Source organism: Sporosarcina sp. FSL K6-1508 (genome assembly GCF_038007465.1).
In the GTDB taxonomy this organism is placed as follows: Bacteria; Bacillota; Bacilli; order Bacillales_A; family Planococcaceae; genus Sporosarcina; species Sporosarcina psychrophila_B.
Map to the genome: position 1 here is coordinate 4,274,120 of NZ_JBBOXF010000001.1, position 13,197 is coordinate 4,287,316.

Sequence of the window (13,197 nt, forward strand, 5' to 3'; positions counted from 1 at the left end):
AGCTATCCTACCGTGGTTTTTTCCACAGCAGGATAGCTTTTTTCAGTTCAATAAACCGGCCTTCAATTTCCCGTGCCATTCAAGTAAACTAGTCATTGACTCTTCATTAATGGCACCTTTTTCTTGTGCGGCTTCAGCAAGCGCACCAAAATCAGTGAGGCTCTTGTAAGTCAGTCCTGCAGACGCGAATGTTTCATCTGCACTTTGCAGTTCATATGTAAAGATAGAAACAACGCCAGTTACTTCAATTCCTTCAGACCGCAGTGCTTCTGCTGCATTCAAACTACTGCCACCCGTTGAAATCAAATCTTCGATAATAATTGCTTTGTCTGTATCGAGTATTTTACCCTCAATTTGACGACTGCGACCGTGTCCTTTAGCTTTTGACCGGATATACACCATCGGCAGTCCAAGAATGTCTGCAACCCAAGCCGCGTGTGGAATTCCAGCCGTAGCCGTTCCCGCGATGACCGTTGTTTCAGAATAATTTTCACGAATCAATCCTGCAAGTCCTTCTGCAATTTTTTTCCGTCCAACCGGATCGGACATCGTCAATCGGTTGTCACAGTAGATAGGGGACTCAATACCTGAAGCCCACGTGAACGGCTCCTCCGGACTTAATTCTACTGCCCCTACATTCAACAGGATTTCAGCAACATCTTTTTTCACCATTATTTTTCTGTCCCCTTCCATAGTGCATTTATGTATTCGTAGGCTGCCCGCGGATCTGTTGCGCCCGTAATTGCCCGGCCGACTACGATATGTGTCGATCCCGCAAGACGCGCTTCTTCAGGTTTCGCAATTCGTTTCTGATCATGTGCTCCGCCATCTGCAAGGCGTATGCCAGGTGTCACTTTGAAAAAAGATTTTCCGCAAACATCTGCGATGGCTATGGCTTCATGAACAGAACAAACGACACCATCAAGACCTGCTTCTTTCGTGAGCTTAGCATAATGAAGGACTGATTCTTGTAGCCCAACACCTATCAACTGCTCTTCACGAACTTGACGTTCGTCTGTAGACGTCAGTTGTGTAACACCGATTAGTGATGGACGTGATAATCCGGATGGCGTCCCTTTATCCAACCCTTCAAGAGCCGCCTCCATCATTGTCTTCCCACCAGCTGCATGAACATTCACAAGGTCAACACCGAATCCCGCAAGCACTTCCATCGCTGATTTCACCGTGTTGGGAATATCATGCAATTTCAAATCAAGGAACACATCATAGCCTTGTTCTTTTAACCGAGCCACAATCGCAGGCCCTTCTTTATAATAAAGTTGCATGCCTACTTTGACATTGACGTCTCCATCAAAAGCGTGTAGGAAGTCGAATGTCTTTTCAGCCGAATCAAAATCGAGCGCTATAATCGGTGATGTTTTCATAGACGGTGACTCCTCCCTATCAGTTCAGAAATATGATGAATGCCAAGCTCGTCCAACTTAGCTGGTAATTGTTCAATGATTTGTGGACAAATAAATGGATTAACGAAGTTCGCTGTTCCTACCGCGACAGCACTTGCACCCGCAGACATAAAGTCGATAATGTCAGCTGTTTCTGTGACACCACCCATTCCAATAATCGGAATATTAACCGCCTTACTTACTTCATAGACCATCCGAATCGCAACTGGTTTAACAGCGGGGCCAGACAAACCACCTGTCCCGTTCGCGATAACGGGACGACCTGTTTTCTGATCAAGACGCATACCGACAAGTGTATTAATCATCGTAATACCATCTGCGCCGCCCGCTTCGACAGCCTGTGCAATTGCCACAATGTCAGTGACATTTGGAGACAATTTGACATACACCGGAACTGAAGACACTTCTTTTACCGCTCTCGTCAGCTCTTTAGCGATTTCAGGATCTGTTCCAAAAGTAATGCCCCCCGCTTTGACATTCGGACAGGATATATTCAACTCAAGCGCTTTGACATTGGGTGCTTGGGATACAGCTTTCGCCACTTCCACATAGTCCGCAGTTTCAGTACCCGCAACGTTCGCGATGATCGGCACATCAAACTGTTCAAGCCAAGGCAACTCGCCTTCCAACACACCTGTTAATCCCGGATTTTGTAATCCGATTGCATTCAGCATACCTGATGCCGTTTCTGCAACACGCGGTGTCGGATTGCCGAGCCTCGTTTCAAGTGTTGTAGCTTTGATCATAATTGCGCCAAGCAGTGACAAATCATATAGTTGGCCATACTCTTTACCGAATCCGAAACAACCGGACGCAGGCATAATTGGGTTTTTTAATGATAAACCTGGTAATTCAATCGATAGTCTATTCATATTGCCACCACCCCTGCCGGGAATACCGGACCATCTGAGCATACTTTAATATATGCCTTTTCCGATCCTTCCGTTGTTTGACAAACACATGCGAAACAAGCGCCAATACCGCAGCCCATTCGTTGTTCGAATGACAGAAAGCCTTTTTTCCCTGCGTACATTTGTTCAATCGCTTCAAGCATCGGCATTGGACCGCAGCTGTAATACGTTGCGAAATCATCTCCAAGTTCCCCCATGACTGTGGTCACGAAACCCGCTGCTCCAAGAGACCCGTCGACTGTTACAATATGTGTTTCGCCGAGCTTACTGAACTCTTCTTCATAAAACACAACGTCTTTTGATTGGAACCCTAAGACATGCGTGCATTTCACGCCCTTCGCCGTCAGTTGCTTCGATAACTCATACAATGGTGGTACACCGATTCCTCCGCCAATTAAGATTGCCGTTTCTCCAGTTGCCGTTTCTTCAACAGGAAAACCATTTCCAAGCGGACCGAGCACATCGATTTCATCATCCACATGTTTCTGTGAAAGGATTGTAGTACCTCGACCTTCTGCACGATAAATAATAGTCATTTCGCCAACCTCTTTATTAATGGAAGCGATTGAAATCGGACGTCTTAACAATGGTTCGAATGAATCGGATACTCGAATATGAACAAACTGGCCCGGGGAAGAAATTTCCCCGACCAATTTACCATTTAACTTCATTTCAAAAATATTATGGGCAATTAGCCGATGTGAAGTGACCGTCATTCGATCTTGGATGATCATACAGTCTCCTCCACTTTCCCCATTTCCTCAGTTTGGAATGTCATTGATTCGATCACACGCAGCATTGCATCTGCCGTATCAAGTGAAGTGAAGCAAGGAATGCCATTTTCAACTGATTCACGGCGAATTCTAAAGCCGTCACGTTCAGGCTGTTTTCCTTTTGTCAGCGTATTGATAACGATTTGTGCTTCCCCTTTTTGAATGACATCAAGAAGCGTCGGTCCTTCAGAACCGATTTTACCAATCGTTTTCACTTGGATACCGGCGTCCTCTAGCACAGAAGCTGTGCCTCCCGTTGCTAAAATACGATAACCGATATTCGTAAAGCGCTTAGCGATGCTCACCATCTCTTCTTTGTCTTTATCAGAAACAGTCATTATTACAGAGCCGTATTCTTTTATTTCCATACCCGCTGCAACAAGACCTTTGTACAAGGCTTTTTCGAGCGTAGTATCTTTGCCCATTACTTCTCCTGTCGATTTCATTTCAGGTCCAAGCGTAATATCTACTCGACGCAATTTCGCAAATGAGAAGACTGGTACTTTAACGTAGACGCCTGATGGAGCCTGAGCAAGTCCATTTTTATAACCTTGTTCAATAATCGTTTGACCCAGAATCGCTTTTGTTGCAATGTTTGCCATCGGAATATTCGTAATCTTACTCAAGAATGGAACCGTACGGCTCGAACGTGGATTCACTTCAATCACGTAAACTTGCCCTTCTGAAATGACGAACTGGATATTGAGAAGACCTATTATTCCAAGCCCTTTTGCAAGACGGGTCGTATAATCAGTGATTGTTTCTAGTTGAGAAGCCGATAAGTTTTGTGGCGGGAACACAGCAATCGAGTCACCTGAGTGAACGCCTGCACGTTCAATATGTTCCATAATACCTGGGATCAACACATTTTCACCGTCGCATATACCATCGACTTCAATTTCAGTTCCCGTTAAGTAACGATCGACAAGTACGGGATGATCCGGGCTTGCTTCAACTGCATGCTCCATGTAATAAAGCAGTTCCTCTTCATGGTAGACAATTTCCATTGCACGTCCGCCAAGTACATAAGAAGGTCGTACGAGTACAGGATAACCAATTTCATTCGCAATCGCGATAGCTTCCGGCACAGAAACAGCTGTTTTTCCAAGAGGTTGTGGAATACCAATTTCACGCAGTGCACTTTCGAATTTATTACGATTTTCCGCGCGGTCAATATCTTCAAGGGATGTTCCCAAAATTTTTACACCGCGTGCTTCAAGGCCATCCGCTAAGTTAATAGCCGTCTGTCCACCGAATTGAACAATAACACCTTCAGGCTGTTCCAGATCAACGATGTGCATAACATCTTCGATTGTCAGCGGTTCAAAGTACAATTTGTCCGAAATCGAGAAGTCTGTTGACACTGTTTCAGGGTTGTTATTGATGATGATCGCTTCGTATCCTGCTTCTTGGATTGCCCATACCGAGTGGACCGTCGCGTAGTCGAACTCAACACCTTGACCGATGCGTATTGGACCGGAACCTAGGACGATAACACTTTTCTTCTCTGATTTAATTGATTCATTTTCCTCTTCGTAGGTTCCGTAAAAATACGGCGTGTCCGATTCAAATTCACCAGCACATGTATCGACTTTTTTATAGACTGGAATGAGTCCTTGCTCTTTTCGCCAATCGTAAACCTTGCGCTCATCTGTGTCCCATAATTCTGCAACCGTAACATCGGAGAAGCCCATCCGTTTTGCAGTGCGCAATGTTGTATAGTCAAACGGATTCGCTTTCAAGACTAGTTCAAACTGAACGATTTTTTGGAACTTGCGCAAGAAAAAGACGTCAATTTGACTCCATCCGTGAATCGTTTCAACTGTCACACCCCTGCGGAATGCTTCGCCGATGAAGAACAAACGCTCATCGCCTGCACGACAAATTCGTTTTTCAATCCATTCGTCTGTCATTTCTGGTCCATTTTTCAATGATAAGCCGAATTGTCCTGTTTCGAGTGAGCGTACCGCTTTTAAGATTGACTCTTCGAATGTACGGCCGATCGCCATTACTTCGCCTGTTGCTTTCATTTGCGTACCTAGATTTCGTTTAGCAGACTCGAATTTATCAAACGGCCAGCGCGGAATTTTTGTCACGATATAATCGAGTGACGGTTCAAAACAAGCGTATGTTGTTCCCGTAACTGGATTCATCATTTCATCGAGCGTCAAGCCTACCGCGATTTTCGCAGCCAGTTTCGCAATCGGATAACCTGTCGCTTTCGATGCCAACGCCGATGATCGGCTGACGCGCGGGTTCACTTCAATGATATAGTAGTCAAAGCTGTGCGGATCGAGTGCAAGTTGAACATTACATCCGCCTTCAATTCCTAATGCACGAATAATTTTAAGAGACACATTTCGAAGCATTTGATATTCACGGTCTGTCATTGTCTGGCTTGGTGCCGCGACGATTGAATCGCCCGTATGAATTCCGACTGCGTCTACGTTTTCCATGTTGCAAACAACGATTGCATTGTCTGCCGAGTCGCGCATGACTTCATATTCGATTTCCTTATAGCCAGCAATTGACTTTTCCAATAGACATTGTGTAGCTGGGCTATATTTCAGACCGCTTGTAACGATTTCTTCCAAGTCTTCGTCGTTGTAGCACATGCCCCCGCCTGTACCGCCAAGTGTGAATGCAGGACGAACGATGACAGGATACCCGATTCTGTCAACGAATGCATGCGCTTCTTCAAGGTTGTGAATAATATCGCTGTCTGGAACAGGTTCTCCCAGTTCGTTCATCAGCGTTCGGAATAAATCCCGGTCTTCCGCCTGATGAATTGCGTTCAGCTTTGTTCCGAGGATCTCGATGCCAAGTTCTTTTAATATTCCTGATTCGTCTAGTTCAATCGCCATATTCAAGCCCGTCTGGCCGCCCATTGTTGCAAGAAGTGCGTCAGGACGTTCTTTCCGAATGATGCGACTAACGAATTCTAGTGTTATCGGTTCAATATATACTTTGTCTGCGATTTCCGTATCTGTCATAATCGTTGCCGGGTTAGAGTTGATGAGAATGACGCGGTAGCCCTCCTCTTTTAATGAAAGACATGCTTGTGTTCCAGCATAGTCAAACTCCGCTGCTTGACCGATAACAATCGGGCCTGACCCGATAACTAATATAGTTTCAATATCTGTACGTTTAGGCATTGAAATTCTCCTTTCGGCTGCTTGTTTTCATTACATCCATGAATCTGTCAAACAGGTGCTTCGAATCTTCAGGTCCCGGAGATGCTTCCGGATGGAACTGAACGGAAAACGCTTCGTATTTCGTGCTTCTCACACCTTCAACTGATCCATCATTAAGTGCTTTATGTGTCACTTCCAGATTTGTATCTACAAGTGATCCTTCATCTACTGCGTAGCCATGACTTTGAGAAGTCAATTCCGTCCGGCCTGAAGTCAAATCTTTTACGGGATGGTTGCCGCCCATATGGCTGTTTTTCAATTTTACTGTGCGTGCGCCGCAAGCTAGGGCAAATAGCTGGTGACCAAGGCCAATCCCGAAGAGTGGGACTTTCCCTAGTAATTCTTTAATCGTTTCAACTGTGCCCTCAACATCTTCCGGATTACCCGGTCCATTTGACAGCACAATGCCATCTGGTGATAAAGAAAGGATTTCCTTGGTAGATGTGTTATATGGGACGACAATGACGTCGCAGTCTCTATCATTTAATTCGCGTAAAATACCGTGTTTCATGCCATAGTCGATGAGGATAACGCGTTCTCCGCGTCCCGGGCTTGGATAAGGTTTTTGTGTTGAAACGCGGGCAACTAGATCTGTCGGCAAAGTGAAAGCCGCGGCTTTGGCAACCATTTCTTGCACATTCACTTCTTCCCCTGCAGCTGTCAGGATGCCTTTTAGTGACCCTTTATCTCGCAAGAGCCGCGTTAATTTGCGAGTATCGATTCCTTGGATTCCAGGAATGCCTTTCATCGTCAACAGCTCACACAGTGTCATACCGCTACGGAAATTGGATGGTTCGTCTGCCAGTTCGCGGACGACTAAGCCGCTCGCTGCCGGTTCGATTGACTCATAATCGTCCCGGTTAATGCCGTAGTTGCCGATAAGCGGGTAGGTCATCACAATGATTTGTCCAGCACCCGATGGATTTGAAACCGTTTCTTGATAACCCGTCATTCCCGTTGTGAATACCGTCTCACCGATTGACGCGTCATCAGAACCAAAGGCGATTCCTTCAAAAATTGTACCGTCTTCTAAAATCAGCATTCTTTTTTTCATCATTGTCCATCCTCCCAAACTACTTTTCCAGCATAAATTGTTTTAACCGGCCATCCCGTGCATATCCAACCGTTAAATGGTGTGTTCTTCCCTTTAGAAACAAATGTCTTACGATCTATTTTTTCCTCTTTATTCAAATCTAGCAATACCAGATCCGCCGTAGCACCCACTTCGATTTTCCCGTAGGGCAATCCGAATACATCAGCCGGTTTTTTCGTCATCCAATCGATAAGCTGCTGTAAGGTCCATGTTCCCTTTTTAACGAAATTCGTATAAAGAAGCGGGAATGCCGTTTCAAAACCAGTAATCCCGAACGGTGCTTTTGCAAAACCGGCTTCTTTTTCTTCTGCAGTATGCGGTGCATGGTCTGTTGCGATGAAATTAAGCGTGCCATCGAGTAGCCCGTCACGTAGAGCTTGAAGATCTTCTGTTCCTCGAAGCGGAGGGTTCATTTTCCAATCTGCGTCATCGCCGGGAATGTCATCTTCTGATAGTAGAAGATGATGTGGACTCACTTCTGCAGTCACATGGATGCCCGCTTTTTTTGCATCGCGGATCACTCGAACCGACTCTTTCGTACTAACGTGGCACACATGGTAATGAGCTCCTGCTGCTTCTGCCAGTAAAATGTCCCGTGCGATATGGACCGATTCCGCTATTGAAGGAATTCCCGGAAGACCGAGTTCTTTATTGCGCTTCCCTTCATGCATTGCGCCACCATAGATAAGTGTATTGTCTTCGCAGTGTGCAACAATTGGCATACCGATTTTAGCTGCATCCTGCATCGCTTCAAACATCATTCCCGCTTGTTGTATACCAACACCGTCGTCTGTGAATGCGAAAGCTCCATATTCTTTAAGTTCAGCAAGATTTGTCCGTTCTTTGCCGGCTTCTCGAATTGTAATGGAGGCGTATGGAAGGACACGGATCAAGGACTTCTGTTTGATCAAGTCATTGACAAGTGTCAGATTTTCTTTTGTATCCGGTACAGGTCTTGTATTCGGCATTGCACAGATTGTGGTGTAACCGCCTTTTGCTGCCGCAAGTGTTCCGCTTTCGATTGTCTCTTTATGCTCGCCGCCCGGTTCACGAAGGTGAACGTGGACGTCGATGAAACCCGGTGCCAGTAAAAGTCCTTCACCGTCGATTATTTCCGCATTTCCCACTGTCAGCTGATTTCCGATTCCCGAAATTTTATCACCTGTCAACTTTACATCCGTTGTTACAAGAACCCCTTGATCGTTCAGCATCTGTACCCCTTGAATAACTTTCTCCATGTTAATTCCTCCCTTTCAATACTGATTCCATTACGGCCATCCGTATGTATACACCATTTTCCATTTGTTTGAAAATCCTTGATTTGGAGCATTCGATTAATGTCTCTGAAATTTCAATTTCCCGATTGAATGGACCCGGGTGCATGATAATCGCCTTGTCTTTCAACTTCTGTGCGCGAGCTTCAGTCAACCCATATCGTTCATGATAACTTTCTCCCGCGAAAATCGTTTCTGCTCCATGCCTTTCATGCTGCACTCTCAGCAACATGACCACATCACTGTTTTCAATCACTCCATCCCATGAATCCACATTTTCAAATTCACCTGCCCATTCAGTTGGACAAAGGAATGTCACGTTCGCTCCCAAGGTCGTTAAAGCGTCTGCATTAGAGCGTGCCACGCGGCTATGTGCGATATCTCCCGCAATCAGTACATTCAATCCTTTAAAGGAACCAAATTCTTCTCTGATTGTAAACAGATCCAGGAGTGACTGTGTCGGATGCTGGCCTGATCCATCGCCTCCATTAATAATTGAGACCGATGTTCGATCTATCAATTGCTCATAATAACCGTCTTCGGGATGACGGATGACAAGTGCATCGACACCGATTGCTTCAAGCGTTTTTACCGTATCGTAGAGCGTCTCGCCTTTTAACGTGCTGGAAAAGCTGGATTCGAACGGCAAGACGTCAAGCCCGAGTTTCCGTTCCGCCATTTCAAAGCTCATTTTAGTACGTGTGCTCGGTTCGAAAAATAGGTTGCTGACAATATATTTCCCGGGCAATTCGCGGGCACCGAACTTTTTGAACGTATCAGCACGATCAAGGATTGCCATAATTTCTTTTTCGGTCAGGTGTTTCATCGATACTACATGCTTCATTCTTCGCAACTCCCTTCATTAATAAAAGCCTCTCCGGCAGGCGGAAAGGCTCGTTAGGTATGACAATCCGCATCCTTCACTGGTCGTGTAGAATGGGTGTCAAACGAACCTTTCCCTGACTCTCGGAACAGTGTTAAAAGGTCTTCTATTCTGTTTCGTCAACTAGCGTTTCATTAGTTCTTCCTGGAAGTATCAAGTTTAGAATAACGCCGACAATCGCAGCCAAAGCCATCCCTTCAATTTGGAAGGTCTCACTGAATTTGATGGATGCACCACCAATACCAAGGACTAGAATGACAGAAGCGATAACAAGATTACGCTGTTTGCCAAAATCAATTTTGTGATCGACCAGCATCCGCAGACCGGATGAAGCGATGATTCCGAATAAGAGAATCGACACCCCTCCAAGCACCGCTGTAGGAATCGTCGCAATCAATGCCATAACTTTTCCTAAGAATGAGAAGGCAATGGCGAAAACCGCAGCTCCTAAAATGACATAGACACTATATACGCGAGTGAGCGCAAGGACACCAATGTTTTCACCGTATGTCGTTTTAGGCGGTCCTCCGACTAGTCCGCTAATAAGCGTTCCAAGTCCGTCACCAAGTAAAGAACGGTTTAATCCCGGATTTTTTATGTAGTTTCTTCCAACAATTCGTCCTAGAACGAGCTGATGTCCGATATGTTCCGAAATCGTGACGATGGCGATTGGCACCATCAGTCCAAGGAGTGTAGGAGTAATGACGAATTCGTAATCCACACCCGGAATCAGCATTGCCGGAAATTCAAACCATTTCGCTTCAATAACTTTTGTGAAATCCAATATGCCGATGAAAGCCGAGTAAATGTAACCGACGATGATCCCGATAAGTATTGGCATCAAGCTGACAATTCCTTTGAAAAACATGATACAGATAATCGCAGCTGCCAGTGTGACGAGCGCTGCTGAAAAGTGAAGCAGGTTATACACTTTTTCGTCTCCGACTTGGATTGTACTCGCCATGCTGATTGCTGTCGGCGACAATGCAAGACCGATGACGATGATAACCGGCGCCACAACAATCGGCGGCAAGACCTTCATGATCCATGCATAGCCTGTCTTCCAGATAAGCAATGAGATGAGCCCATAGACGAGCGCCACGAACATACTGCCAATCATTGCACTGCCAATTCCGCCTGTTTCAGTCGCTACTTGTATCGGTATAATGAAGGCGAAAGACGAGCCTAAGTATGCCGGTACTTGGAACCTTGTTACAAGGATAAAAACGATTGTCGCAATCCCGCTAGTCAGAAGAGCGATTGCCGGACTTAACCCGACCAGTTGGGGAACCAATATCGTCGCACCAAACATGGCAAACATATGTTGCAAACTAAGGATTATCCATCTGGCTGTTGCCGGTTTTTCATGTACATCTAAAACTTTTTCATTCATAATCGACTTCCCCCATAACGGTTACTTAATTTACTAGCTGATCCCCTGGTCTATTCTGAAGGTGCTAACAGACCTTATTTTGAATGAATCGAGACGCTGTCCTTGCCATCCGTCTCTAGTACACTTACGACGACGCGTTCATCACTTGACGTGGGGATGTTTTTCCCGACGAAATCAGGTCGGATCGGCAATTCTCGGTGGCCCCGGTCGACTAGCACCGCAAGTTGAATGGATGCAGGTCTTCCAAGGTCCATGACTGCATCCATTGCTGCTCGGACTGTTCTGCCTGTATATAGAACGTCGTCCACAAGGATTACTTTTTTGTCCGTCACGTCATGTTTTATATCTACTTGCTGGACGAGCGGCTCGTTATTGTCATGTTTCAGCATAAGATCGTCACGATACAAAGTTATGTCAAGTTCACCTTTTTTTATTGACTTCCCTTCAATTACCTCGATTTTTTTGGCAAGCCTATCTGCTAAATATGCGCCTCTGGTTTTAATACCGACGAGAATACACTCGTCAATCCCTTTATTCCGTTCGATAATTTCGTGGGCAATTCGTGTAACTGCTCTGCCAACTGCTTGTTCATCAAGGATATTTGCTTTTTCTGTCATTTTTAGCCCTCCATTTCCATTTGTCCATAAAAAAATCCCCCCGGCCTTTATTGGCGGGAGGGTATACGTGCAGAAAAAATGTACATAGAAACTGCGCGCAGCAGTTCTACTGTACTTCCGTGCAACCTTCCCAGCCTCTCTGGACTGATTTTAAAGGTATCGCTATTCAATTGCTTCGTTCAGTATACATTTCACTCTTCTGTTTTGTCAACGCTTTTCCTAACTTTATCGACCAATTCTATAAAGTCATCTGGTAGCGGGCTGTTAAATTCCATATACTCACCTGTTACGGGGTGATCAAAACCGAGCGTTCCTGCATGCAATACTTGTCCGTTAAAGTCGAGTGTTTTTTTCGGTCCATATTTCGGATCTCCGACAAGCGGATAACCGATATATTTCATATGAACTCGAATTTGGTGTGTTCTCCCTGTTTCTAATCTACATTCAACAAGTGTGTAATCACCAAACCGCTCAATTACTTTGAAATGCGTTACCGCATGTCTTCCTTTATCAACAATCGCCATATTTTGCCGCTCGCGTTGATCACGGCCGATCGGAGCATCAATTGTTCCATTATCATGCGGGATATGACCATGGACAAGTGCTGTATAAACACGTGTTACCGATCTGTTGACGAGCTGGTCGACTAACGAAACATGTGCTTTATCATTTTTCGCCACCATCAAAAGACCAGATGTATCTTTATCGATACGGTGCACAATACCTGGGCGAAGTACGCCGTTGATACCTGAGAGATCCGTGCAATGGTGCATAAGCCCGTTGACCACTGTACCTGATGGATGACCGGGTGCAGGGTGGACAACCATACCACGCGCTTTGTTGAGAACGAGAACGTCTTTATCTTCATAATAGATATCGAGTTCAAGATCTTCCGCAACGACATCAAGTTCTTCCAGTTCAGGTTCTTCCACCGTTATCGTATCACCTACTCGAACTTTATAATTTGGTTTCACTTGAATACCGCCTACAAGAACAAGGCCATCTTTCAGCCATGACTGAATTTGTGTACGTGACCATTCAGAGTTAACCGCCGATAACGCTTTGTCAATACGGCTTCCTTTGTGTTCTTCCGTTACTTCTATTTCAATTTTTTCCATTACGACACCTTTTTCTTGTTCTTTTTTTCATCCATAATAATATGGATGATGATTATGACTACCCCTACTGTCAAAGCTGCATCTGCAACATTAAAAATCGGGAAATCATAGTTGATAATCGGAATTGTGACGTCGACAAAATCGACAACTTCCTTGCGCCATAGACGGTCGATGAAATTACCAATTGCGCCACCAAGAAGAAACATTAAACTGACTCCAAATAGCGGATGTCCCTTCGCTTCTTTATGGAAGTAATAGATAATGCCTCCTGCAACAACGACAGTAACGATATAAAATAACCACATTTGTCCTTCAAGCATTCCCCATGCTGCTCCCTTGTTGCGATGGGAAAGAAGCCCCAAATAAGGATCTGCAATACTGATTCTTTCAGTGAGTTCCATGTTTTTGACGACAAGCCATTTCGTAAACTGATCCAAAACAATGACGAATGCCGCCAATCCGTAATAAATGAACAATCCAAATACCCCCGTCCGACAGATTACGTTCCATTTTACCA

12 protein-coding genes are annotated in these 13,197 nt (G+C 45.1%); all 12 read right to left on the reverse strand.

Annotated elements, in window-relative coordinates:
- Positions 1 to 42: 42 nt before the first annotated feature.
- The gene (gene pyrE, locus MKZ11_RS21915) at positions 43 to 675 is read right to left on the reverse strand and encodes an orotate phosphoribosyltransferase (protein WP_340797085.1); all 633 of its coding nucleotides are present in this window, start codon (positions 673 to 675) and stop codon (positions 43 to 45) included.
- Complete coding sequence (gene pyrF, locus MKZ11_RS21920) at positions 672 to 1,385, reverse strand: orotidine-5'-phosphate decarboxylase (protein ID WP_340796464.1); 714 nt, start codon at positions 1,383 to 1,385, stop codon at positions 672 to 674. Before pyrF ends, pyrE begins: the two co-directional genes overlap by 4 nt.
- On the reverse strand, positions 1,382 to 2,296 hold the full coding sequence (locus MKZ11_RS21925; protein WP_340796465.1) for a dihydroorotate dehydrogenase: 915 nt from the start codon (positions 2,294 to 2,296) through the stop codon (positions 1,382 to 1,384). The genes pyrF and MKZ11_RS21925 overlap by 4 nt, the downstream gene beginning before the upstream one ends.
- Positions 2,293 to 3,069, reverse strand: a complete 777-nt coding sequence (locus MKZ11_RS21930) for a dihydroorotate dehydrogenase electron transfer subunit (RefSeq protein ID WP_340796466.1) — start codon at positions 3,067 to 3,069, stop codon at positions 2,293 to 2,295. Before MKZ11_RS21930 ends, MKZ11_RS21925 begins: the two co-directional genes overlap by 4 nt.
- Positions 3,066 to 6,263, reverse strand: coding sequence for a carbamoyl-phosphate synthase large subunit (gene carB, locus MKZ11_RS21935; RefSeq protein ID WP_340796467.1), 3,198 nt, complete (start codon positions 6,261 to 6,263; stop codon positions 3,066 to 3,068). Before carB ends, MKZ11_RS21930 begins: the two co-directional genes overlap by 4 nt.
- Positions 6,256 to 7,356 (reverse strand): carbamoyl phosphate synthase small subunit, encoded by a 1,101-nt coding sequence (locus tag MKZ11_RS21940; RefSeq protein WP_340797086.1) that lies wholly within the window; start codon positions 7,354 to 7,356, stop codon positions 6,256 to 6,258. Before MKZ11_RS21940 ends, carB begins: the two co-directional genes overlap by 8 nt.
- Positions 7,356 to 8,633, reverse strand: a complete 1,278-nt coding sequence (locus MKZ11_RS21945) for a dihydroorotase (RefSeq protein WP_340796468.1) — start codon at positions 8,631 to 8,633, stop codon at positions 7,356 to 7,358. Before MKZ11_RS21945 ends, MKZ11_RS21940 begins: the two co-directional genes overlap by 1 nt.
- Before the next feature lies 1 nt (position 8,634).
- The gene (locus MKZ11_RS21950; protein ID WP_340796469.1) at positions 8,635 to 9,513 is read right to left on the reverse strand and encodes an aspartate carbamoyltransferase catalytic subunit; all 879 of its coding nucleotides are present in this window, start codon (positions 9,511 to 9,513) and stop codon (positions 8,635 to 8,637) included.
- Positions 9,514 to 9,658: 145 nt separating this feature from the next.
- On the reverse strand, positions 9,659 to 10,945 hold the full coding sequence (locus MKZ11_RS21955; RefSeq protein ID WP_340796470.1) for a uracil-xanthine permease family protein: 1,287 nt from the start codon (positions 10,943 to 10,945) through the stop codon (positions 9,659 to 9,661).
- A gap of 74 nt (positions 10,946 to 11,019) precedes the next feature.
- Entirely contained in the window at positions 11,020 to 11,562 is a 543-nt protein-coding gene (gene pyrR, locus MKZ11_RS21960) for a bifunctional pyr operon transcriptional regulator/uracil phosphoribosyltransferase PyrR (RefSeq protein ID WP_340796471.1), read from the reverse strand.
- Between the two features lie 191 nt (positions 11,563 to 11,753).
- Entirely contained in the window at positions 11,754 to 12,680 is a 927-nt protein-coding gene (locus MKZ11_RS21965) for an RluA family pseudouridine synthase (RefSeq protein ID WP_340796472.1), read from the reverse strand.
- On the reverse strand, positions 12,680 to 13,156 hold the full coding sequence (gene lspA / locus MKZ11_RS21970) for a signal peptidase II (RefSeq protein WP_340796473.1): 477 nt from the start codon (positions 13,154 to 13,156) through the stop codon (positions 12,680 to 12,682). The genes MKZ11_RS21965 and lspA overlap by 1 nt, the downstream gene beginning before the upstream one ends.
- Positions 13,157 to 13,197 lie beyond the last annotated feature (41 nt).

Bases quoted from the DNA above. Each gene is read 5' to 3' on its own strand.
- pyrF (WP_340796464.1), bottom strand. From the start codon at position 1,385: ATGAAAACATCACCGATTATAGCGCTCGATTTTGATTCGGCTGAAAAG.
- MKZ11_RS21925 (WP_340796465.1), bottom strand. From the start codon at position 2,296: ATGAATAGACTATCGATTGAATTACCAGGTTTATCATTAAAAAACCCA.
- MKZ11_RS21930 (WP_340796466.1), bottom strand. From the start codon at position 3,069: ATGATCATCCAAGATCGAATGACGGTCACTTCACATCGGCTAATTGCC.
- carB (WP_340796467.1), bottom strand. From the start codon at position 6,263: ATGCCTAAACGTACAGATATTGAAACTATATTAGTTATCGGGTCAGGC.
- MKZ11_RS21940 (WP_340797086.1), bottom strand. From the start codon at position 7,356: ATGAAAAAAAGAATGCTGATTTTAGAAGACGGTACAATTTTTGAAGGA.
- MKZ11_RS21945 (WP_340796468.1), bottom strand. From the start codon at position 8,633: ATGGAGAAAGTTATTCAAGGGGTACAGATGCTGAACGATCAAGGGGTT.
- MKZ11_RS21950 (WP_340796469.1), bottom strand. From the start codon at position 9,513: ATGAAGCATGTAGTATCGATGAAACACCTGACCGAAAAAGAAATTATG.
- MKZ11_RS21955 (WP_340796470.1), bottom strand. From the start codon at position 10,945: ATGAATGAAAAAGTTTTAGATGTACATGAAAAACCGGCAACAGCCAGA.
- pyrR (WP_340796471.1), bottom strand. From the start codon at position 11,562: ATGACAGAAAAAGCAAATATCCTTGATGAACAAGCAGTTGGCAGAGCA.
- MKZ11_RS21965 (WP_340796472.1), bottom strand. From the start codon at position 12,680: ATGGAAAAAATTGAAATAGAAGTAACGGAAGAACACAAAGGAAGCCGT.